The organism is Binatus sp. (SeqCode) (assembly GCF_049584895.1).
GTDB lineage: Bacteria > Desulfobacterota > Binatia > Binatales > Binataceae > Binatus.
On record NZ_JBAUYR010000147.1, the window covers coordinates 30,184 to 53,819 of the forward strand.

A 23,636-nucleotide genomic window follows, 5' to 3' on the forward strand; every position below is an offset into this window, starting at 1 on the left:
CGAGCCAGCACTGGAAATGCGTCGTCAGTGTGGTAGTAAGTGTTCGTCACTGCCTTCGCGACGATGCATTGTTCGCGCGCGCAGCCGACATTATCGCCACACTCAAGGAGCACTCAGGATGAAAGCCGCCGTTTTCCACGGGCCCAAGTTGCCGCTCAGCATCGAGGACGTCGAACTCGACAAACCGCAGGACCGCGAAGTCCTGATCAAAACCGTCGCCAGCGGCGTATGCCACAGCGATCTGCATTTCGTCGACGGCTTCTATCCGTACCCCGCGCCCGCGGTGCTCGGTCACGAGGCCGCCGGCATCATCGAGGAAGTCGGCAAACAGGTGACCTATGTGAAGCCGGGCGATCATGTGATCTGCTGCCTGTCTGTCTTCTGCGGCAACTGCGAGCAGTGCATGTCGGGGCATCCGAATCGATGCTCGAACAAGGCCGCGACGCAGCGCAATCCTTCCGACAAGCCGCGCATCTCGCAGAAGGGCAAGCCCGTCAACCAGTTTCTCGACATTTCGTCCTACTGCGAGAAGATGCTGCTGCATGAGAACGCAGTCGTGAAAATTCGCGAGGACCTGCCGCTCGACCGCGCCGCGCTCATCGGATGCGGCGTCACCACCGGTGTCGGCGCGGTGCTCAATACCGCAAAGATCGAGCCCGGCTCTACAGTCGCAGTCTTCGGCGCGGGTGGCGTCGGACTCGCGGCGATCCAGGGCGCGCGAATCGCGGGCGCGCGCAAAATAATCGCGGTCGATATGTTCGAGGGCAAGCTCGCGATGGCCAAGCGGCTGGGCGCGACCGACACCGTCGACGCGTCGAGCAGCGACCCGGTCGATGAAATCCGCAAGATAACCGGCGGCGGCGTCGACTACTCCTTCGAGGCCATCGGTTTGAAGAAAGCCGCCGAGCAGGCCTTCAACTCGCTCAAAGCCGGCGGCACCGCGACCGTGATCGGCATGATCCCGGTCGGCCAGAAGGTCGAAATCGACGGCTACATGTTCCTCACCGAGCGCAAACTGCAAGGCTCCAACATGGGATCGAACCGCTTCCGCATCGACATGCCGAAGTACATCGATTTCTATCTGCAGGGCCGCCTCAACCTCGACGACATGATCAGCCAGCGCCGCAAACTCGAGGACGTCAACGACGCCTTCCGAGCGATGAAGGCCGGCGAGGTCGCGCGCACGGTTCTGATGTTCAACTGATTCACTGAAAACAAGGAGCAATCCAGATGAAAGCTGCTGTCTTCCACGGTCCCGGTCAGCCACTCACGATCGAGCAGGTCGATATCGACGAACCCAAAGAGCGCGAAGTCGTCGTGCGCACGGTCGCGAGCGGCGTCTGCCACAGCGATCTGCACTTCGTCGACGGCCTGTACATGTGGCCGACGCCCGCGATCCTCGGCCACGAGGCCGCCGGCGTCGTCGAGAAAGTCGGCTCGCAGGTCTCGTACCTCAAGCCGGGCGATCACGTGATCGCGTGCCTGTCGGTCTTCTGCGGCTATTGCGAGGAATGCATGTCCGGCCATCCGAACCTCTGCTCGAACAAGGCCGCCACCCAACGCGGCGCGAGCGACAAGCCGCGCCTCTCGCAGAAAGGCAAGATGGTCAATCAGTTCGCCGACCTGTCGGGCTACGCCGAGAAAATGCTGCTGCACGAAAATGCGCTGGTGAAAATTGCCGACGACGTCCCGCTCGATCGCGCCGCGCTAATCGGATGCGGCGTCATGACCGGGGTCGGCGCCGCACTCAACACGGCGAAAGTAGCACCGGGCTCAACTGTCGCGGTGTTCGGCGCCGGCGGTGTCGGCCTCGCGATCATCCAGGGCGCGCGAATCGCAGGCGCGCGAATGATCATCGCAGTCGACAAATTCCCGGCCAAGCTCGAGCTCGCCAAAAAGCTCGGCGCGACTCACGCCGTTGACGCGTCCAAGGGCGACGCGGTCGATCAGATTCGCGCGCTAACCAACGGCGGCGTCGAGTATTCGTTTGAAGCGATCGGCCTCAAGGTGGCAGCCGAGCAGGCTTACGAATCGATCGCCCCAGGCGGCATCGCCACGATTGTCGGGATGGTCCCGCTCGGGCAAAAGGTTGACGTCGACGGCTTCTCGCTGCTGTTCGAGAAGCGCATCCAGGGATGCTTCATGGGATCGAACCGTTTCCGCATCGACATGCCGCGCATCATCGAGCTCTACCAGCAAGGCCGCCTTGACCTCGACGACATGATCACCCGCCGCGGCAAACTCGAAGACGTCAACGAAGCCTTCCGCGCGATGAAAGCCGGAGAGGTAGCCCGCACCGTCCTGATGTTCGACTAACCGCGCCGCTCAAATCGCATCAAGGAAAAAGGGCCGGTAGGAAAAATCCGATCGGCCCTTTCAAAATCCTAAATTCCGGTTCCCCTTCCCACTATGGGAAGGGGTTAGGGGTTAGGTTGCCGAGGATCAACTACCCTTTCAACAACTCCGCGATGCCCTCCTCAATCGACACCTTCGGACGCCATCCGAGCACTCGCTCAGCTTCCATGCGGTCCGCCAGCGTATCGCGCATATCGCCCGCGCGCCCCTCGCGATGAATAGTCGGGCCTCCAATCATCGCCGCAATGCGATTCACGCTGACGTTCTCGCCGCGCCCGATATTGACTGCGCGCCCGTCAGCGAAAGCAATCTCGCAGTCCATCGCTAGCATGTTGGCCGACACTACGTCACTGACATTCGTAAAGTCCCGCGTCTGCTCGCCGTCGCCGAAAATTTCGAGCGGCCGGCCCTCGCGCCGCGCCTTCAGGAACGCCGCTACTGCGAGCACATACGATCCCTCACTCGGCATACGCGGACCGTACACGCCGAAGTAGCGCAGCGTGATGGTCTGCATCGCGAACAGACGATGGAACATGCGCGCGTACTGCTCGCCGACGTATTTCTGGAGCGCGTACGGATTGAGCGGATTCGGCGTCATCGTCTCGACCAGCGGCATCTTCGCCTGCTCGCCATACACCGACGACGATCCCGAAAACACCACGCGTCTGACCTTCCGATCGCGCGCCGCGATCAAGACGTTCAGCGTCCCGACCACGTTGGTCATGTGCGTTTCGACCGGCTTCGCGATCGAGAGCGGAATCCGGGGCAACGCCGCAACATGGAACACGGTCTCGACGCCCTCGAACGCATCGCCAATCGACGACGCGTCGCGAATATCTGCTTCGACCAGTTCTGCCGCGCGATTCAGATATTGGCGCGTGCTGGTCGCAAAATTGTCGATCACCCGCACGCGCAAACCCGCACCGACGAGCGCGTCCACCAGATGCGATCCGATAAATCCCGCGCCGCCAGTTACCAGCACGAGACGCTGCGATTCCGATTTTGTGGTCATGGCTGGAAGTGGCTCTACAATTCGGTGCGCCCGAGCAGCGAGCCTTCATCTACAGGAACGACACGACTTTCCCGATCAACGCGTTGATCGCGTCGTCGACGTAATTGTATCCCGAGGTTGGCGACAGCCCGTAGGCGACGAGCGCCAGCCCAGCGAGTATCAGCGCATACTCGGTCATGGTCTGGCCGACGGCCTTTCGCATGATTGGCACGTATGGCCCCGTCATTATCGAGCGCGCGTCGCCGGTCCCTCGAAAGCGCACGCGCAGCCTCCAAAATTGCGTGCTTTGCATCGCTAGGATAACTTAGTTGATTACCGCCCGCATCCGAAACGGGCATCCAACAATGACCACCGATGCGCATAGGATCAAGCTCCTCAAGGAGTTGCTCGCCGAACGAATTCTCGTTCTGGACGGCGCATTCGGCACCTTCGTCCTCGGCGAGAATCTGAGCGCGGCGGACTACGGCGGCGCTCGCTACGAAGGATGCAACGAGAACGTCGTCCGCACGCGGCCGGATCTGATTCGCCGGATGCATGACGGCTTCCTCGAAGTGGGCGCCGACATCGTCGAGACCGCGAGCTTCCAGGCGAGTCCGATCGTGCTCGCCGAATACGGGCTCGAGCCGGACACGCGCGAGCTTAACCGCATCGCCGCGACTCTCGCGCGGGAGCAGGCCGCAAAATTCAGCACTGCGGACAAGCCGCGCTTCGTTGCGGGCTCGATGGGCCCGACGACCAAGAGCATCTCGGTCACCGGCGGCGTCACCTTCGACCAGATGCGTGACGGTTACCAAATTCAGGCCGAAGGGTTGATCGAAGGCGGCGCCGATATCCTGCTGCTCGAAACCGTTAACGACACGCTGAACTGCAAAGCGGGCCTCGTCGCTATCGAGGCTGCGATCGCGAAACTCGGCGTCGCGCCCGCAGTCGCAGTGTCGGGAACGATCGAGACGATGGGCACTCTGCTCAGCGGGCAGGACATCGAGGCGTTCTACACCTCGCTCGCGCATCGCGACTTGCTCTGGATGGGCCTCAACTGCGCGACCGGTCCCGACTTCATGACTGATCATCTGCGCACTCTGTCGGGCATCTCGAAATTCTTCGTCGCATGCGTGCCCAACGCGGGCCTGCCCGATGAAGAAGGGCATTATAATGAAACGCCCGAGATGCTCGCGGGGAAAATTGCGCGCTTCGCCGAAAACGGATGGGTTAATCTGGTCGGCGGATGCTGCGGCACGACGCCCGAACACATCCGCCTGCTGGTTCAAGCGGTGGCGGGCAAGCGTCCGCGGGAGCGCTCGACACTTAGGCGCTCAGTCGTCTCCGGCATCGAGTCTCTGGTCATCGACAACGACACGCGGCCGGTGATCGTCGGCGAGCGGACCAACGTACTCGGCAGCCGCAAGTTCAAGCGGCTGATCGCGGAAGGCAAGGTCGAAGAGGCTTCCGAAGTCGGGCGCGTGCAGGTGCGCCGCGGCGCGCACATCCTTGACGTATGCCTGCAGGACCCCGATCGCGACGAGATGGCCGACGTCACGCGCTTCCTCGAAATCGAAGTCAAAAAAGTCAAAGTGCCGCTGATGATCGACTCGACCGACCATCGCGTGATCGAAGAATCGCTCAAACGCACGCCGGGCAAGTCGCTGATCAATTCGATCAACCTCGAAGACGGCGAGGATCGCTTCAAGAAGGTCGTGCCGCTCGCGCGCCGCTTCGGCGCCGCGCTCGTCGTCGGATGCATCGACGACGATAAGCAACAGGCGCAAGCTGTCACCCGCCAGCGCAAGCTGGAGGTAGCGCAGCGGTCGTTCAAGCTGCTGACCGAAAAATACGGCGTCGAGCCCGAAGACATCATCTTCGATCCGCTCGTTTTCCCGGTCGGCACCGGCGACAAAAATTACATCGGCTCCGGCATCGAGACCATCGAAGGCATCCGGCTGATCAAGGAAGCATTGCCGCGTTGCAAGACGGTCCTCGGCATCTCGAACGTATCGTTCGGACTGCCGGAGGCGGGGCGCGAAGTTCTGAACGCCGTGATGCTCTATCACTGCGTGCAGGCGGGTCTCGATCTCGCGATCGTTAATTCAGAAAAGCTGCACCGTTATCCGACGATCCCCGAAGAGGAACGCAAACTCGCTGAGGATTTGATCTGGTGGCGCGGCGACGATCCGATTGCTGCGTTTGCCGCATATTTCCGCGCGCGCAAAAGCACGGTCACCGCCGAAGATCGGAAATCAATGCCACTCGATGATCGCCTGGCGCGCTACATCCTCGAAGGTTCAAAGGACGGCCTGGTCGACGACCTCAACCAGGCGCTGACGATCCGCGGCCCGCTCGAAATCATCAACGGCCCGTTGATGAAGGGCATGGACGAGGTCGGGCGCCTGTTCAACGCCAACCAGATGATTGTCGCCGAAGTTCTGCAATCGGCCGAGGCGATGAAGGCCGCGGTCGCACATCTCGAGCCGCACATGCAGAAATCCGAGAGCGCGACCAAGGGCAAGATTATTCTCGCGACCGTCAAAGGCGACGTTCACGACATCGGCAAGAACCTGGTCGAAATCATTCTGAGCAACAACGGCTACCGCGTCGTGAATCTCGGGATCAAGGTGCCCCCCGAGGAACTCATCAAGGCGTTCCGCGAGCATGGACCCGACGCAATCGGATTGTCGGGCCTGCTGGTGAAGTCGGCGCAGATGATGGTCGCGACGGCGCAGGACTTGAAAACCGCGGGCATCGATTGTCCGATCCTGGTCGGCGGCGCCGCGCTGTCGAACCGTTTCACGCGGATGAAAATCGCGCCCGAGTATCCGGGACTTGTCGCGTACGCCAACGACGCGATGAACGGCTTGGACCTGGCCAATCAGATCATGGACTTCGAACGCCGCGAATCGCTCAAGCACGTGCTCGCCGAGCAATCAAAGAAGATGCTCGAGGCGGCGCCGAAGGTCGTCGACGCGCCAGCGGACGCGACGCCGCGCACTTCATCGGTGCGTCGCGACGTCGAGATTCCGAAGCCGCCCGACCTGAAGACTCACGTGATCCGTAACTACGATCTCGGCGAGATCTTCGAGTACATCAATCCCAAGAGTCTCTACTCGAAGCATCTAGGTTTTCAAAACTACGTCGAGGCGTTCGAGGCCGGCGACCCCAAGGCGCGAGACCTGCACGATCGCGTCGAGGAAGTCGCGCAACAGATTCTCGCGCGTTCCGACATTTCCGCCAACGCGGTTTACAGATTTTTCCCCGCGCAATCCGACGGCGATCGCACCGTCATGATCTTTTCACCGGACGGCAAGACCGTGCTCGAGTCCTTCACCTTCGGCCGCCAGAGCGAAGCGCCGTATTTGTGCCTGGCGGACTACGTCGCCGCTCGCGATTCCGGCCGCACCGACTATCTGTGCATGTTCGTCACGACTATCGGCACCGGCGTGCGCGCGCTCGCGGAGGATTGGAAAAACAAGGGCGACTATCTCCGCTCGCACATCCTGCAGGTGCTCGCGCTCGAAGGCGCCGAGGCATTCGCCGAGCTGTTGCACGTGAAGATTCGCCAGATGTGGGGAATCGGCGATCCGCCGGGACTCTCGCTCAAGGATCTCGTGCAGGCGCACTACCATGGCAAGCGTTTCTCGTTCGGCTATCCTGCCTGTCCGCGCCTCGAAGATCAGGAGCAACTGTTCCGACTGCTCGAGGTCGAGAAAAATGCGATCGGCGTGCAGTTGACCGAAGGCTTCATGATGGATCCCGAGAGCGCCGTCAGCGCCGTCGTCTTCCATCATCCTGAGGCTAAATATTTCAGCCTCTCACCGGCCGACATCGAACGGCTCGAGCCGCCGCCGTCAAGCGCGCCCCCACTTAGCCGCGCCGCCAGCTAACCACTATCGTTATTGCGCTTTGCTGCGTAGTTCGCGCTCGGCCAGTTCGAGATCCGCTTCGATCATCAATTCAGCGAGCCTCTCGAACTTAACTTTGGGCGTCCAACCGAGCTGACGCTTCGCCTTCGAGGCGTCTCCGATCAACAGATCGACTTCCGCTGGACGGAAGAACCGTTGATCGATCTCGACGTGATCCTGCCACTTCAGTTTCAGGCGATTGAACACCACTTCGAGAAACTCCTGCACCGAATGAGTCTCTCCCGTCGCGACTACGTAGTCGTCGGGCTGCTCCTGCTGCAGCATCAGCCACATCGCCTCGACGTAGTCGCCGGCGAATCCCCAGTCGCGTTGCGCGTCGAGATTTCCGAGCGCCAGCTTCTCCTGGATGCCCATTTTGATTCGCGTCGCGCTGCGCGTGATCTTGCGCGTCACGAAGTTCTCTCCGCGCCTTGGCGACTCGTGATTGAACAGTATCCCGTTGCACGCGAACAGCCCGTAGGCCTCGCGATAGTTGACCGTCTGCCAGTGCGCGTAAACCTTGGCGCACGCGTAAGGACTGCGCGGATGAAACGGCGTGGTCTCGCGCTGCGGATTCTCGGTTATCTTGCCGAACATCTCCGACGAGCCCGCCTGGTAAAGCTTCGACGCGCGTCCGCGACGCTTGTTGTGATCGCGCAGAGCCTCGAGCAATCGCAGCGTTCCGAGCCCTACGACATCGGCGGTGTATTCAGGTTGATCGAACGAGATACGCACGTGCGATTGTGCCGCGAGATTGTAAACCTCGTCGGGACGCACCTGCTCGATGATTCGCCGAAGGCCAGTGCCGTCACCGAGGTCGCCATAATGCAGTTGCAGACCTTCGGATCCGGGGCCGAAGCCCTTGCGCAGATGATCGATTCGTCCGGTCGCGAAACTCGAAGTGCGCCGCACCATCCCGTGCACTTCGTAGCCCTTGTTCAGCAGAAACTCGGCGAGATATGAGCCATCCTGCCCGGTCACGCCGGTGATTAATGCTACTTGCGCCATCCAGATTCCTTATCGCGGAGCGACGGATGAATATACCACGTCCTTTTGAGTGCAAACCATTCCGCACAAACAACAAAGGCGCGGCGTATTCTGCCGCGCCCATACAGGCACATAGATCGATTTGCACCAGTACCGCGCTAGTCGCCGGGCACCAGCCGATGCGAATCGCTGTCAAAGTGCTGGGTGGAAAATTCGAACAGTTCGGCGTCCTCGATCGCTTCCATCTGATGCACCAATCCAATCGGGACGTCCATGCATTCGCCCGCCACCAATTCGAACTCCTCGATAGTCTCGCTTTCGGGCGACGCTTTTACTCGCACGAGGAGCTTGCCGGTGCGCAGATAAAACGATTCGCTCTTGATCTTGTGGTAATGCAGCGAGCACTTCTTGCCCTTGCGAATTTCCAGGATTTTTCCGCAGTAGAGATCGCCATTCGCGATCCAAACTTCGCGGCCCCATCCCTTGGGTACGATTCGGACCGGTTGTCTTGCTCGACTCATTTTTTCTCCAGTTAAGATTCTACGCTGTGACCCCGGTCAACATCGAGCCGAACATGCTGGTGACTTTGATTCGATCGAACCGCAGTTCCGCCAGGCGGCGCGCCCGCGCACCCATCTGCTTGAGATGTTCGGGAGAATCGACCGCCTCGCGAATCGCATCGATCAGAGCCTCGACGTTACCCGGGCGCACGACAAAACCAACTTTGGCATTGCGCGCGATTTGCGCGACCTCGGCGTTTTCTTCCATCATCGCGATGAACGGGCGGCCCGCCGCGAGGATTCCATAAATTTTGCTCGGCACCAGGCATCCGGCCGCGCCCGGCGCGAGCGGTATCAGGTGGAGATCGGCGGCGCTCAGCGACTCGCCAAGTTTCTCCAGCGGCTGATAGGGCAGAAAAATCGCGTTGGTCAATCCCATCGCCTGCGCCCGCTCCTGGAGCCAACGCTTGCGCGCGCCCTCACCGATTATAGCAAATAAAACTCGCTCATCATCGCGCAGCCTGTCCGCCGCCTCGAGCACGCCTTCCAACTGCTGCGACAATCCGATGTTGCCCGAATACATCACGACAAACTTGTCGCCGAAACTGCGGCGGAACGGATTGCAGTCGAGCGGACGAATCCGCCCGCAGTCGACCCAATCCGGAACCACCACGACCTTGTCCGGCGGCACGCCCTTGTCGATGATTCGCCGCGCCATATCATTGCCGAGAGTCACGATCAGATCGGCGCGTTTATAGGCGTAATCGTTGCCGCGGCGCAGCATCTCGAGCAGGAACGGACTGCGCACGCCGCCGGTAACTTCCGCGATATCCGGATAGAGATCGCGCACGTTGTAGACCAGCCGGCATCCCCAGCGCCGTTTCAGCACGGCGGCCAACGCGCCAAGCAGTGGAGGATCGGTCTCCGCGACAATCACATCCGGCCGCGGCAGCCGGAATGCCACTATTGCCGCCAATAGGTAGTAGCTACCCAGATTGACGAGGCGGCCAGCGAGATTGGTCTTTGAAAATCTGGTGCCCCAGGTGCGAATGATCGTGATTTTGCCGCGACGTTCACGCGACCACAAACGAAAGCCGGCGGTGTTCCCGTCGTTCGTATGATACGACGGTCCCGCCACGATTGTGACTTCATGGTCTGTCGAAAGATCATCGCAGAGTTCGGTCAGGAATTGGCCGGTGGCTTCGCGGTCCGGCCAGAACGAACGGTTCAGGAACAGCACTCGCGTCCGGTTGACAGGAACGTTCGACGTGACGGAGGATTCGCGCTCCGATGCCTCTTCAAAAAAGTCCAACTCCCGGGCCGACTCGGTCGGCGCCGCGGAAAAAGCCGTTCGTTTTCCTGCGCTAGCCATTCGCGACTACGATACGGACACTGGGCGCCCCACGCTCGATCTATTCGGCACTGACTTGAGAGCCCCACGCTCGGCCGCGCGGACCTGGCTATCGATCCATAGGTAGGTACGTCTAAGACCTTCTTCGAGGCTTATCTGCGGCTCCCATCGAAGGACTTCGCGCAAGCGTGTGTTATCCGAATTGCGGCCGCGCACTCCTTGCGGTCCCGGTATGTGCTTCCTTGCTAGTTTGATCCCGGCGATCTTAGCGACCATGTCGGCGAGTTGGTTGATAGTTACTAACCGATCCTGGCCAAGATTGAGCGGCTCCCTGTGGTTCGACCGCATCAGCCGGTAAATGCCATCGACGCAATCGTCGATGTAACAGAACGAGCGCGTCTGCTCGCCGTCGCCCCAAATCTCGATTTCGAAACTGCCGCTATGCTTGGCTAGCGACACCTTGCGGCACAGCGCCGCGGGCGCCTTCTCGCGGCCGCCATCCCACGTGCCCAGCGGGCCGAAGATGTTGTGGAAGCGCACGATGCGCGTCTCCAGCCCATAGTCTTCCAGGTAGTGTGTGCATAGCCTCTCAGTCACCAGCTTCTCCCAGCCGTAAGCATCCTGGGGATGTGCCGGATAGGCGTCTTCTTCTTTGAGGGCAGTGACGTTGGCGTCGGTCTGCCTATACTCGGGATAAACGCATGCGGACGAAGCGTATAGGTATCGTTTCACGCCATTCTCGCGCGCCGCATCCAGGGTATGAATGTTGATCAGCGAATTATTGCGAAGAATCTCCGCGTGATGCGCCGAGATGAATCCCATGCCTCCCATGTCGGCGGCGAGCGCGTACACCTCGTCGATTCCATCGGTGGCTTGCAGGCAGTCTTCCCAACGGCGTAAGTCCAGCAGCGCGAAGTCGTCCGCCGCAGTCGGCTCATATTCGGGGTATTTCAGATCCGCCCCACGCACCCAGTAGCTCTTCTTTTTGAGGTAACTCACCAGATGGTGGCCGATGAAGCCACCAGCTCCCGTAACCAGGACTCTCTTCATTCAGTGCTCCCCTCCGGCGTGAGACGAAACCCTCCCCCACGCACTGCTCCTACGACGCTACTGGCGGGCCGACGATAGCTGATTTTCGCAGCTTCGGCGAACGGTGAACTGGCCCACTACCAGAAGGTCCATTTTGGTTCTGAGAAAACAATCGAGCGCTTCTTCCGGGCGGCAAACCACCGGTTCGTTCTCGTTGAACGAAGTATTGAGCAGCACGGGCACGCCAGTCTGACGGCCGAACTCGCGGATCAGCTTGTAATACAAGGGATTCTGGCGCTCATTCACTGTCTGCAAGCGTCCGGTCCCGTCAACGTGCGTGGTGGCTGGAATCGCAGCGCGCTTCTCGGGCCGCACCGAATACGCCATCAACATGAACGGCGACGCATACGACTGCGTGAAGTAGTCACCGGCAGCTTCCTCGAGAATCGAAGGTGCGAACGGCCGGAACATCTCGCGCCGCTTGATTTTGGAATTGAGAATGTCGCGCATCTCGACCCGCCGAGGATCGGCCAGGATACTGCGATTACCCAGCGCGCGCGGACCCCATTCCATCCGCCCCTGGAACCATCCCACGACGAGCCCCTCAGCGATCGTCGCCGCGGTCAGGCGGCAAAGTTGGTCTTCATTTTCGATCTGGCTAATCACGCAGCCCTGACTGGCTATTTCAGATTCGCGCGAACTGAGTATTGCGGCGATCTCGTCGGCGTGGAACTCCGGCCCCCAATTCGCATGTTCCATCACAAATTCACGCTGTCGCGGCGCGCTCGAATGCCATTGATCGAATGCCGCGCCAATAGCCAGTCCAGCGTCTCCCGCAGCCGACTGTATATAGATGTCTTCGAAGCCAGTTTGCTCCAAAATTTTGCCGTTGACGACGCAGTTGTAGGCGACGCCGCCTGCGAGACACAGCTTCTTGAGTCCGGTGGCGCGCTGCAGGCTTCGCAAGCGATCAAGAATCACTTCCTCGAGCCGACGCTGCATCGACGCCGCGATCGCGATATGCCGCTTGTCCACCGTCTCGGCCGGATCGCGCGCCGCACCCAGCCGAGTCGCAAGAAAATTCGAGTAGAGCCTTCCAATCGTCGGCTCGCCCGCACTCCAAGTCATTTCGGCGCCCGACTTCTGATAGGTGAAATATTCGGGCGCGAGCATGAAATCCATGCGCCCGCCGTTCGGCGCGATCACTATTTTGCGGAACTCCTCGAGCACTTCCGGCTCGCCGTACGACGCCAGCCCCATAACCTTGTACTCGTCGCCGTATTTCAGAAATCCGAGGTATTGCGTCAACGCGGTGTAGAACATTCCGAGCGAATGCGGAAACGTCACCACGCCCATCGGCGAAATCTTGTCTCCGCGCCCTACGCCCCACATCGCGCTGGCAAAGTCGCCCAGGCCGTCGATCGAGAACAGCGCCGCCTCGTCAAACGGCGAGACCAGGAACGAGCTCGCCAGATGCGCGCGATGATGCTCGACGCGTCCCACCGGTATCGAGCTCTCTCCCGCTCCCAGAGCGCGCGCGGCTTCCGTACCGATCGACGCAAAGTGCGATTGCGCACTCAGCCGGTCGCGCGCAACCAACGGCATCTTGAACGCGTGCCACGCCTTGCGCATAATTCGCGCCCACGGATCGCGCGCAACAGCCAGCATGTCGATCTCGCGCGGCGTCGCGCCCGCCGCCTTCACCACGTACCTCAAAGCCTCGGTGGGAAACCCGGCCGCGTGCTTGATACGCGTGAACCGCTCTTCTTCAGCGGCCGCCACCAGCCGGCCGTCCACAATCGCGGCCGCACTAGCATCGCCGTGATAGGCATTAATTCCAACGATTAACATTTATGAGTGGGACGAGAGGGCTGTTGCCAGGCGCCGGTCACTGCTCTGCGTCAGGATGTTTCTGTACAGCGCGATCATTTCCGACGCGCATTTCTCCCACGAAAAATCTGCCGCCATCCAGCGCCGGCCACGCTCGCCCATCTCGGCGATTGGCATTGAGCTCATTTTGACGATCGCGTCCGCGAGGCTCACTGGATCGTTGCCGACCCAGAGCCCGCAGCCGACGCGCTCGACTTCTTTCCACGGTGTGCCTTTGCTCGCAATCACGGCGGCGCCGTGAGCAAGCGCTTCGGCTACGACTATCGCGAAATTCTCTGTGAACGACGGCACCACCACGACGTCAGTCCGCTCGAACATCCGCCGTTTTTCCTCTCCGCGAACATCGCCAAGCATCGCGACCTCGTTGCCCAGTTCCAGCCGATCGATCTCGCGGCGAAGCTGCGCTTCGTATTCGCTCGAACCCGAACCCGCGATTGCGAGTGCAAAATCCGGCCCACTCCGTTCCTTCACGATGCGGCAAGCGGCGAGCAGATTCTCAATTCCCTTCTTGGGATCGAGACGCCCTACAAATCCGAGCTTAAGTTGTGTGCCTCGCGGCTCGCGATGAAGCGTTTGCGGAAATTCGACCCCGTTGGGAATCAGGTTGATATTGGCACGCGGAAATCTTGATCGCGTTTCCGCAACCTCGTTATCCGATGTCAGATGGAGGACCAACTCGCGCGACGCAACCGCTACGCAGACCTTCTCCCACAGCGACTTGAACCCCACGCGTCGCGATCCGCTCCAGCGCTGCAGCGCGCCGTGCGGAGTCCATATCACCGGCCGCTTCAGCATCCGCGCGGCGAGCAACGTCGGAATTGTCGGAAACGAATACGCGGCGTGCAGATGGACCACGTCGGCCCATCGCACCTGTTCCGCCAGTGCGCCGAGCAACTCGAGCGACACCGACTGGCGCGCGACGCGCGCGCAGTACCGAACTTCGATTCCGTCGCGATGCGCGTATGCCGCCATCGACGCCGCATCCAGCCGCTGTCCCCATCCGTTCGCATCCGTGGTCAGCACCCGAACCGTCACGCCGGCGCGCGCCAGGTGCCGCGCGAACTGGTATGCCGATTCAGGCAGTCCGCCGTAAACCCACGCCGGCGCGAAGAAGGGAGTTACGTGCAGGACGCGCACAGCGGCGTCATCGGCGCCGTGCGAAAGCGGCTCGATCGACGCCAAATTCGCTGCCGCGTTTTGCGTCAACGGCGTCAAGTCGTACGCGCCCTTGCAGTCGCCGGCGCGCGCAAGTCGAGCGACCGCGCGTCAATCTCGGCGAGCTGTACGATCAAATGAATCAGCCCGATCAAAACCATGCTCCAGGGAATCACGCCGAAGGTGAGCGAGGTGGCCGACCCGATGTCGATCAACTTGGACGAAACGTAAACGCCGCCGACCAGCGCGCCGAGCCCCATTCCGGGGTGAACGTACATCTCGAGCAGCAGGCGATAGATGAGCCCGAAGATAAACATCCCCACGATCACCCCGATGAGTCCGAAGTTCCCGTACAACTCGACTATCTGCGGCAGATTGATGGACGTCTTAATGTTTTCCGGCGTGATTATTCCGTATCGATGTCCGAACCAACTTCCACTCACTTCTTCGGGCTTGTCCGGCATGATGAAGCGCGGAATCGGTTTGAACAGGATTGGGTAGAAAGACTCGCCCTCCCAAAACGGCACCATCGCCGGCGTGTCTGCGATTACCTCGCCGAACACAGTGAACTGCGCCAGTCGCAAGCTCGCAATGTCGATCAGAACTTGTGGCGGTACCGCTCCGCCGACGGTGATGCGGTAAACAATATTTCCGAATACTTGCGCTTTCTCGATCATGCTTGCGTCCGACAACCTGCCGCCCCAGATCGCCATGCGGTATGGCGCTTCGGCAGGCCGCAGAATAAACAGCGCGACGGTCCCGAGCGCCATCATCTTCCACGGGATCGATCGGCGCACAGAAGCAAACATCATCGCGACGGCAATGCCCACAATCAGGCCGCTGGCAGCGGAGCCGGTGCCCAGTCCGATTGCGATTCGGACCGGAATCAGAAATCCCCAGAGAAATGCCGCCGTTAGCCAATCTAGTTTTCCGGCCAGGTGAAGCGCGACCAGCATGCAGATTCCGACCATCGACAAGTCAGCCGCGAATACACCGATCTGCGCCAGGCTCTCCGGCAGAAACTCGACCACGTGTGACGCAAACAATCCGCCGAACCCGAGAATCAGCGCGAATGGCTTTACCGCTCGCAGGTCACGCCATTGCAAATTGAATCGAGGTAGTATTGGGCTGAATAGCCATTTCGCCGGTCCATAGTATCCGGCAAACATACAATAGAGCCCGACTAGTGAGTATCCAAGCGCGAGCGTGATGTAGTATTCGGGAACGGGCGGTTTGAACAATGCGGTGGCGAATTTCCTCAACAGGAAGACCGGCAGCGCAAAGTAATATGCGAAGACCAACGTCAGGAACGGCATGAATGGAATCGTCGGATCCGCCCCGGACATCCAGAGCCAGACCGGAAGCGCCAGCGATGCAAGTATCGCGGACGCAAACGCCCGCTCCAGCAGCGTCGGCGAGCCCGGCGCGTAAAAGTTCAATGCGATCAGAGCGATTGCGATCGAGGCAGCCAGCATCACTGCCTTGCCGAGGCTGGCGGACCCCGGCCTCGGCACGCTGACCAACGCATACCACTCGTCCCCCGGACGCGATTCGAACTGTTCAGCCATTCGATTCGAACTCGCGGCTTTGCGCAGTGCCCGCAGGGAGCAGCTTTTGCGATCCCTTCAAAGTTCGCGCGACGTCGATGATTTCCGCGAGCCGATCGCCGTAAGCATGTCGCCCTCGCACAATTTTGCGATGCCCCGCCGCGGCAATTCTGGCCCGGTCTTCGTCGCGCGGGAGATAGCTGCGGACCTTAGCGGCGAATTCGTCAGGCGATCCGAAAAACCCGGCTTCATGATCTTCCTGGAATAATTCTTCGTGAGTCGAGGATCTCTCGGTGAGCATGAAGCCGCCGCACGCTGGAATTTCGAACGTGCGCATGACGTGATCGTCACGATTCGAGCGCCGCACGAGGTTCACCGCTATCTTCGCGCCGCCGACCGCAAGCCGATAGTCTCGCGCCACGGCAAATCCGCGCGCGTACGGCCGCAACGCTCGCGCGCGCTCCCAGTAGGCTCCGTATAGGCGCAGTTTCACGTCGGGCATCGCGCGAATCAGCGCTTCGAAATACTCAATGCGATGCGCGTCGCAGCCGCCGACGAACATCACGTCGCATGCGAAGCGCTCGCGCTCCTCGTCAGTCGCCGGCGCTTCTGGAAAATGCACCTCGGGCTTGTAGCCGAATCTCACGTACGCGACGTCGGCGCATCCCGCGCGCCGAACATCGCTCACTATCTCCTTCTTAGTGCACACGTACAGATCGTACAGCGGAATCGATTTGAGCAGCTCGCGCGAATTGTCGGCGCGGTTGAACGGATCGTCAGTCGCCCAGTTCACCAGCATCGCGCCGCTGACTTTCTTCGCCGCTTCGAGCGCCACCGGAGTAAACCAGCGGCCCTTGCCGATCAAAATCATATCGGGAGAGAAGGCCGCCGCGTTCTCGATCAGCGCGCGATTCAATTGCTGATAGCCGCTCAGCGGGCGGCCCGCGACTCGATCCGCTATCCGCTCCGCTATCGACCGAGCGCTCTTGATAAAGTCCGCTTCGTCGAGAAATCGGAACTCATGCTCGCCGCGCGCCGCACTGGCTTCCAGAGCCTCCAGGAAGTGCGCGCTCGACGGCGCATACGCGGTCGTTTCAGCGTAGAGAATCCGCATTGGCCTCGCCCGCTCTCATCTCCAGCGCATCGCGATAATACTCCGCCGCGCGCACGCCGTAGTCGTCCCATCCGCCGATCCTTGTGACCCGCGCCAGCGCCGCCTCGCCCATCTGCTCTCGCATCGAGGGATTTTCGTATAGCGTCAGAATCTTCTCTCGAATCGCCCCGGCGTCGCGAATCGGCACGATGAAACCCTCGACACCGTCCGTGAACAAATCCGCGGCGCCGGTATTTTCGGTTGCGATTACCGGCACGCCACAAGCCATTGCCTGCGCCTGCACCAGGGCAAGCCCTTCCTCGATCGACGGCAGCACCAATACCGACGCTTGACTGTAATGCTTGTGCAACTCGCCACGAGGCACGGCTCCCAGGTAACGATAAGTCCCTTCGTACTTCGCCATGAGCGGACGCATCTCGGCCTCGAGCGCTCCGATCACGCACAGCTCAACCTCAGGATGTCCAAATCCCGCCAGCGCTTCGAATAGATAGGGCAACCCTTTTCGCAACGATACCGTGCCGACGAACAATACCCGGAAAGTGCGATCGCCTTTCGGTTGGCGACGAAACATCGCGAGGTCGACGCCAAAAGGATTGAGTCGAATCTTCTCGCGCGGAACGCCCTTGTCGACCAACGTGCGCATCGCGAACGACGATGGCACGAAGATCAGATCGCAAAACGCGTACTCTTCCAGTTCGCGTTCGACGACGCGCGAATCGATACCGGGGAAGTGCGCGTCAAACCGCTCGAATTCCTCGCGCATGATTTCGTTCTGATACTCGATATGAGTCGAACCGCGATCGCATACGGTCAGTGCCCCATGCCTTGAGCGGGCCGCTCGATGGCTCTGCAAGCCGAAGCTGGATAGGCAATGGAATACGTCGCACGGCGCCATCCGCTCCGCCATCCACCGATCGTACGTCTCGATCATCGGAAAATTCAGGCGGTCGCGCACCCGGTTGAAGCCGAAACGATTTGCCAGCATCGCAGGCCCCATCAGCCACGGAAACGTGCTCACTTTTTCTTTCGGCAGCCCGTCCACTTTCCACGACGGATACGCGGTGTAGAGATGCTCGAGATGGCCGAGCCGATCGAGCTGCCGCGCGAGATCGAACGTGTAAAAAGGACCGGCGCTGCCAACCGCGACTTTCACCTGTGCGACTCGTCAGCGGGACCCGGGCGTCCTGCCGATTATCAGCAGCTCCTCGCCTTCGGTATCGAGAGCGTCGAAATCGCGCGCTGCAAGCCGTTCTGTCAGGAGTTCGTCGAATGGTCCGGAGCCGAAGCGCACACTTGCAAATCCGTGTTCGATCAGTGCGCGTGCAAGAAATTCGTGAGTGGGAGCGATCGGATGATCCTGGCCAATCCAATGCCAGAAGAGCCCGGCCCGCGCGGCGCTGCCGCTGAAATTCGGAATCGTCGCAAACAGCAGTCCGCCGGGAATCAACAGACGGCTGAACAGATCGAACGACGCCGCCAGGTCGGGCAAATGCTCGATGACGTGACTTGAAAAAACCGCGTCGAACGAGTGCGCGGGAAGTCCCTCGAGCGCCGAGAGGTCGTCGATTATCGGCACGCCCAGTTTTTCTCTGCCGAATCCGGCGCGTGGTTTGGAGATCTCGAATCCCGTCGCATCGAAACCCGAACTTCTGAGCTGATGGACTCCGTACCCCCAGGAGCAGCCGAATTCGAGCACCCGGCCAGACGGTATGAGCGCGGCCAGCGCTCTGAGCTTCGGCCCAAAATCGGAGCTGCCTGAAAATCCGTCGGCAACGAAGTGTGCGAGTTCTTCCTCTGTCGGCAGCGTCGTTACTTCCGCCTGGTCGTAAGTAAGCTGATACCGTTCGGTGTTGTCACGCGCAGTCTCCCGAGGATAACGAAAGATCAATCTGCAGCGCTGGCAACGGAAGATTTCGATGATCAGTTTCTTGCGGCCCAGCAGCCGCAGATCCCGCGCTTCGCCGCAGTATGGGCAGATCCGCGGTTGCAGCCGCACGCGATGCCCAACCACGCGCACCAGGTAATCGAGTTTCGCCCTCGTCAAATCCATCTACAACGCTCGATTGACGGGCTCTTCGGCGACCAACTTTGCCCGTTCAGGAGATACGTTGTCGGCGAGGGCGCAGATTCTTTCGAGTGCGGGCGCGAATACGCGCTCGTAGTTGTACTGCTCTTCGAACGCGCGCCGCGCCGCGCGGCTCATCGCGACATAGCGCTCGCGGTCCGCGAAGATCGACGTGATCGCGCGCGCGATCGATTCCGGCTCGTCGATGTCCGCATACGTCACCCACTCCGCATCGCCCAGGAAGTCGCGGTAGCTCTTGCGATCCGGCACCACCACCGGCAATCCCATCGCGGCGTATTCGAACAACTTGTTGCTCGCCGAACCCTGGTACTCGAGACCTTTCGAAACCGCCTTGTGCAGCGAGAGCCCCGCGCCTGCCGCCGACGCGCGCGCCAGCAACTCATCTTGTCGCAGCCATCCGTCCAGACTGACTCGTTCGGTCACGCCAAGTTCGCGCGCGAGCGCGTTGAACTTCATCCCGAATTCCGGACGATAGCCGCCAATTATCCGCATTCGAATTCCGTCCCCGGTCATCGCGATCGCGCGCAGCCCTTCCAGGTGGCCGTTCTCGGCTCCCGCGTAACCGACGTACACCACTTCGCGCGCGCGATAGCGGGCGGCGATCGTCTCGCTCCAATCCGCCGGCGGCGAATAGTAACTTCGATCGGGACAATTCGGCACGATAATCGGCGTGCGCGGGTCGCGCGCCGCAGTTAGCCAGTGACGGGCCCGGTTCTTCTCCGGAAATACTACTGTGTCAGCCGACTTGGTACCTAATAATGCGGCCCTTACTACCCATCCCTCCAACGATCGCCACGAAAGATTCTGCGTCTCGGGCAGCTCGTGCGCATGAAATATCAGCGGTGTAGATCGCCGGCCAGCCCGCCCCACAATGCTTGCGGCCAAGGCGTGCGGGTCGTACGAATACACGCTCAGCGGCTGCATGTGCCTGATCAACACGCGCGTTCGCGCAACAAATTTCGCGTATTCGGTCAGCTTGGCGATCGCGCTCGAGGCTTCTTTTCCCCGCGCCGACGCGTACTCGCCCATTCGCTCGATAGCTACTTCAGATGGCCATTGCTGGAACGGTTCACTCATATTCCGGCAGAGAATATGTATTTTGAAATACTTACTTAGTATCCGGACTGCATACACGGTCGGCGGATAGTAATCCGGATTCGCGTATATAGTAATGAGCAATCGCGGTTTCATTTACGAAGCGCGATCACGTGCCCGTAATCTCTGATGCTCGAAACTGGCGCGCCCTGCATACCTTCGACTCTGTAGCCGGCTCGTTCCAGGATATTCACTGCGGACGTTCCTCCATAGTCGGCGGACCTGACAGGCTGCGCCGCAACCCGGGCGGAACCATCGACGAGAGCATTCGCGCGGCTCCGACAGGAAGCATCGCCCAACCGAGCCGGAAATAAGTTTTGAACGTCAGCGGACGATATCGGAGCGATGTGCGGTAACATCGTTGCGCGAAGCCGGGATTGCCCTGGTGCATCGCCATCAACCCAGCGGTGACCAGTTCATTTGCGGTCCGGTCGATGGCCCATTGGGCAATCTTGTCGCCGCGCGCGCCGAAGTGCTCGCGCGCCAATCGCGCAAGAACAGTGTTTGCCTCGAAGCGTCGCTTGAACGCGCGGAATGCCTCCGCTGAATCGACCTCGAAACGCCGACTCGGGAGCCGACTGGCCAGGTATGCGTGAAAGTCCCGGCACCGGTACCGGACCAGCGTGTCCGGCACATACATGATTTCGCCGTGTTCCCGCACCAGCAGCATGACGAGAATATCTTCGCAGCCCCAATGCTCCGGTTTGAATTCCTCCGCGAAGCCGCCGATCGCCAACAGCGTGTCCCGCCGTATGACCTGGGCGCTGGGCAAAAGCGGCCACGGCCACTCGAGCATCTCATCGAGCGTCGGTGAATGCTGGAATTCGGGCGCAACATAGCGCCAAACTTCCCGACCCGCGCCGTCTATCCCGATCACGTTCGAAGACACCGCCGCGCACCCCGGATTTTCATCGAGCACCGGCACGGTCTTCGCCAGCTTGTCCTCGGTCCACGTATCGTCGCCGTCAAGCAGCGCGATGTATTCTCCCGCCGCCGCTCTGATACCCGCGTTGCGCGCCGCTGACACTCCCCGGTTCGCTTGATCGATCACGCGGATCCGATCGCCGAACTTTGCAAGTATCGCCCGCGTGCCGTCGGTCGATCCGTCGTTGACCACGATCACTTCGAACCTGTCGGCGAACTTCTGTGCGAGCGCGCTCTCCACCGTGGCCGTAATCGTGCCTTCGTCGTTATAGGTCGGTATCACCACCGACACTTTCATTGCGGTCGTTCCTCGAGCATGGGAGGACCTGACAGGCTGCGCCGCAGTCCCGGCGGAAACATCGATGACAACGCTCGCGCAGCTTGGGCGGGAAGCATCGCCCACCCGAGCCGGAAATAGGTTTTCAACGTCAGCGGACTATAGCGAATCGATGCGCGGTAGCATCGCCGCGCGAGTGCGCGATTGCCCTCGTGCATTGCCATCAGCCCGACTCCGATCAACTCGTGTGCGACGCCGTCGATCGCCAATGCGGCAATTTTGCGGCCGCGCGCGCCGAAGTGCTCGAGCGTCAATCGCGCAAGAATAATATTTGCTTCGTATCGACGCTCGAACTTGCTGAAGGCCTCCGCTGAATCGACCTCGAAACGCCGGCTCGGCAGGCGGTTGGCGAGGCGTGCATGAAAGTCCCTGCGCCGGTACTGGACCAGCGTCTCGGGCACATAGATGATTTCGCCGCGCTCCCGCACCAGCAGCATGATGAAAGTGTCCTCGCAGGCGTAATGTTCCGGCTTGAATTCCTCCGAGAAGCCGCCGATTGCCTGTAGCGTGGCTCGCCGTACGACGACCGTGCTGGGCAGGTACGCCCACAACCGATCGAGCATCTCGTCGAACGTCGGCGAATGCTGGAATTCGGGCGTAACCGGATACCCCACGACATTGCCGGCGCCGTCCACCCCGATCGCGTTCGAAGACACCGCCACGCACCCCGGATTTTCATCGAGCACCGGCACGGTCTTCGCCAGCTTGTCCTCCGTCCACGTATCGTCGCCGTCCAGCAGCGCGACATATTCTCCCGCCGCTGCTCTGATGCCCGCGTTGCGCGCCGCCGAGACTCCCCGGTTCGCTTGATCGATCACGCGGATCCGATCGCCGAACTGTGCGAGTTTCGCCCGCGTACCGTCGGTCGATCCGTCGTTGACCACGATCACTTCGAACCTGTCGGCGAACTTCTGCGCCAGCGCGCTCTCCACCGTGGCCCCAATCGTGCCTTCGTCGTTATAGGTCGGTATCACCACCGACACTTTCATTGCGGTCGTTCCTCCAGCGCGCTGAACGGCATCGACGCGGGCACAAGCCTGCGGTACACCGTCAGCATCTCGTCCGCGACATCCCCCATCGTTCGAACTTTCGGAATGCCAAGTCGAAGCCGGGACAACAGCCCGGGTTCTGTGAGCAATCGATTGAACGCGATGACCCACCCCTCGATCGAAGCAGACTCGACCAGCAACCCGTTCTTCTCGTGCTCGACAAGTTCCGCGATTCCACCCAGGTTGGATCCAATCACCGGAATACCCGCGGCGAACGCCTCCAGCACTACCAGCGGACCGGTCTCCAGCCATTGCGAGGGGACCGCGAGACAGTCGTATGCGCGAAGTTCTGATATCGCATTCGAGTTCGGAAATGGCGGGAGCAGCCGGATGCGCTGATCGCCCGCGTCTATCACCGCTTGCTTGAGGGATTCCGCTTCGCTGTCGCCCGTCAGCCCGAAGATATCAAGCTTGAGTCGGCGGCTGCTGATTCGCCGCATCGCCTCGAGCAAAATTCCGATGCCCTTCTCGTGCGCCAACCGCCCCAGGAAGGCGATGCGGATATCCTCATCCGCGCTTCGAGGCTTGGTTGGGCGATTCAACTCCACCGGGTTGCGCAGCGCGTGACGCGAGATCGTCAGCCTCGATTTGTCCGCCCCATTTCGCAGCAGCAAATCGTAAACCCAATTGCACACCGCGACTATCGCGTCAGCTTCCTCGAGCAGCCCCTTCAGAGAGTCGGTGTGCAGTTGTACCAGCTCCGACGCCCGTACTGCTGTCATCATTCTTCCATTCAGCCCGATCTTGCCGACGCCTCTGCCTATTGCGGCCGGCAGACTGGCTACTGCCCTGCTGAGTGCGCGGCCCAGTCCTTTGCCGTGAAGCATGCAAGCAGCGCATGGCGTTGAATCCAGATCACCATCGCACTGGTCGCTCCCCCATCGCATCAGAGTTCCGCGAACGCAACTGACAGTTGGGGTGTGGTAGGTGAAGACCACCGGGATGCCGGCGGCTTTGACGGTGCGCAATAGCCTGAGCGAGACCCCGGTGGTCCAGGAATGCAAGTGCACGACATCCGGTGCGGAAGACTCGAGGACTTTTGCAAACGACCGGGCCGCAACCGGATCGCCAAGGCCATATAGATCGGCCAGGTCAGGAATCCCGGTCGCAAATCGATGCACCGTGAGTTCGTGGTATCGATATGAACGCTGGTCAGGAGCGGGGACCGCGATTTCGGCCTCAACGTCCAATCTGCGCAGGCAGGTAGCCAGCGATTCGACGTATATCTCGGTCCCACCAACCTGATCAGGATAAAAACTGAACGGAAGGTGCAAAGTCTTCATTGGCTGGGCAAGAGCGAAACCCACGGCAG

The 23,636-nt window shown here is 60.6% G+C and carries 19 protein-coding genes; 3 read left to right on the top strand and 16 right to left on the bottom strand.

Annotated features, from left to right (window positions below; all coding sequences use genetic code 11):
- Window positions 1–118 precede the first annotated feature (118 nt).
- Together WB650_RS24310 and WB650_RS24315 are read left to right on the top strand one after the other, a co-directional pair.
- The gene (locus WB650_RS24310) at window positions 119–1,204 is read left to right on the top strand and encodes a Zn-dependent alcohol dehydrogenase (RefSeq protein WP_422301473.1); all 1,086 of its coding nucleotides are present in this window, start codon (window positions 119–121) and stop codon (window positions 1,202–1,204) included.
- 26 nt (window positions 1,205–1,230) lie between these two features.
- Window positions 1,231–2,316: a Zn-dependent alcohol dehydrogenase gene (locus WB650_RS24315; protein WP_423962367.1), complete on the top strand. Its 1,086-nt coding sequence runs from the start codon at window positions 1,231–1,233 to the stop codon at window positions 2,314–2,316.
- A gap of 130 nt (window positions 2,317–2,446) precedes the next feature.
- On the opposite strand, the gene WB650_RS24320 is transcribed toward WB650_RS24315, so the two are convergent.
- Both WB650_RS24320 and WB650_RS24325 read right to left on the bottom strand, forming a co-directional pair.
- Window positions 2,447–3,367: an NAD-dependent epimerase/dehydratase family protein gene (locus tag WB650_RS24320; RefSeq protein WP_423962369.1), complete on the bottom strand. Its 921-nt coding sequence runs from the start codon at window positions 3,365–3,367 to the stop codon at window positions 2,447–2,449.
- 49 nt (window positions 3,368–3,416) lie between these two features.
- Window positions 3,417–3,659 carry a hypothetical protein gene (locus tag WB650_RS24325; protein ID WP_423962371.1) on the bottom strand — a complete coding sequence of 81 codons (243 nt, stop codon included), beginning with the start codon at window positions 3,657–3,659 and terminating at the stop codon, window positions 3,417–3,419.
- 52 nt (window positions 3,660–3,711) lie between these two features.
- On the opposite strand from WB650_RS24325, the gene metH reads away from it, so the two are divergent.
- Window positions 3,712–7,242, top strand: a complete 3,531-nt coding sequence (gene metH / locus WB650_RS24330) for a methionine synthase (protein WP_423962373.1) — start codon at window positions 3,712–3,714, stop codon at window positions 7,240–7,242.
- A gap of 9 nt (window positions 7,243–7,251) precedes the next feature.
- Here the strand turns inward: metH and gmd are convergent, their stop codons facing one another.
- From gmd to WB650_RS24400, 14 genes are all read right to left on the bottom strand, one after another.
- On the bottom strand, window positions 7,252–8,268 hold the full coding sequence (gene gmd, locus WB650_RS24335; protein ID WP_422301483.1) for a GDP-mannose 4,6-dehydratase: 1,017 nt from the start codon (window positions 8,266–8,268) through the stop codon (window positions 7,252–7,254).
- Between the two features lie 137 nt (window positions 8,269–8,405).
- Window positions 8,406–8,768: a D-lyxose/D-mannose family sugar isomerase gene (locus WB650_RS24340; protein WP_422301485.1), complete on the bottom strand. Its 363-nt coding sequence runs from the start codon at window positions 8,766–8,768 to the stop codon at window positions 8,406–8,408.
- 19 nt (window positions 8,769–8,787) lie between these two features.
- Window positions 8,788–10,119, bottom strand: a complete 1,332-nt coding sequence (locus tag WB650_RS24345; RefSeq protein ID WP_423962375.1) for a glycosyltransferase family 4 protein — start codon at window positions 10,117–10,119, stop codon at window positions 8,788–8,790.
- A gap of 6 nt (window positions 10,120–10,125) precedes the next feature.
- Complete coding sequence (locus WB650_RS24350) at window positions 10,126–11,148, bottom strand: NAD-dependent epimerase/dehydratase family protein (protein WP_422301489.1); 1,023 nt, start codon at window positions 11,146–11,148, stop codon at window positions 10,126–10,128.
- A gap of 57 nt (window positions 11,149–11,205) precedes the next feature.
- Window positions 11,206–12,978, bottom strand: coding sequence for a carbamoyltransferase (locus WB650_RS24355; RefSeq protein WP_422301491.1), 1,773 nt, complete (start codon window positions 12,976–12,978; stop codon window positions 11,206–11,208).
- Entirely contained in the window at window positions 12,979–14,223 is a 1,245-nt protein-coding gene (locus WB650_RS24360; RefSeq protein ID WP_422301493.1) for a glycosyltransferase, read from the bottom strand. It abuts the gene before it with no gap.
- Between the two features lie 5 nt (window positions 14,224–14,228).
- Window positions 14,229–15,740 carry a hypothetical protein gene (locus tag WB650_RS24365; RefSeq protein WP_423962377.1) on the bottom strand — a complete coding sequence of 504 codons (1,512 nt, stop codon included), beginning with the start codon at window positions 15,738–15,740 and terminating at the stop codon, window positions 14,229–14,231.
- Window positions 15,733–16,833 (bottom strand): CgeB family protein, encoded by a 1,101-nt coding sequence (locus tag WB650_RS24370; protein ID WP_422301497.1) that lies wholly within the window; start codon window positions 16,831–16,833, stop codon window positions 15,733–15,735. Before WB650_RS24370 ends, WB650_RS24365 begins: the two co-directional genes overlap by 8 nt.
- A complete protein-coding gene (locus WB650_RS24375; protein ID WP_422301499.1) occupies window positions 16,814–17,986 on the bottom strand; it encodes a glycosyltransferase family 4 protein in 1,173 nt (390 codons plus the stop codon). The genes WB650_RS24370 and WB650_RS24375 overlap by 20 nt, the downstream gene beginning before the upstream one ends.
- A 12-nt stretch (window positions 17,987–17,998) precedes the next feature.
- Window positions 17,999–18,883: a class I SAM-dependent methyltransferase gene (locus WB650_RS24380; protein ID WP_422301500.1), complete on the bottom strand. Its 885-nt coding sequence runs from the start codon at window positions 18,881–18,883 to the stop codon at window positions 17,999–18,001.
- Window positions 18,884–19,996: a glycosyltransferase family protein gene (locus WB650_RS24385; RefSeq protein ID WP_422301501.1), complete on the bottom strand. Its 1,113-nt coding sequence runs from the start codon at window positions 19,994–19,996 to the stop codon at window positions 18,884–18,886.
- Between the two features lie 208 nt (window positions 19,997–20,204).
- The gene (locus WB650_RS24390) at window positions 20,205–21,236 is read right to left on the bottom strand and encodes a glycosyltransferase family 2 protein (RefSeq protein WP_422301502.1); all 1,032 of its coding nucleotides are present in this window, start codon (window positions 21,234–21,236) and stop codon (window positions 20,205–20,207) included.
- Window positions 21,233–22,264, bottom strand: coding sequence for a glycosyltransferase family 2 protein (locus tag WB650_RS24395; protein ID WP_422301504.1), 1,032 nt, complete (start codon window positions 22,262–22,264; stop codon window positions 21,233–21,235). Before WB650_RS24395 ends, WB650_RS24390 begins: the two co-directional genes overlap by 4 nt.
- On the bottom strand, window positions 22,261–23,607 hold the full coding sequence (locus WB650_RS24400; RefSeq protein WP_422301506.1) for a glycosyltransferase family 4 protein: 1,347 nt from the start codon (window positions 23,605–23,607) through the stop codon (window positions 22,261–22,263). The genes WB650_RS24395 and WB650_RS24400 overlap by 4 nt, the downstream gene beginning before the upstream one ends.
- Between the last annotated feature and the right edge of the window lie 29 nt (window positions 23,608–23,636).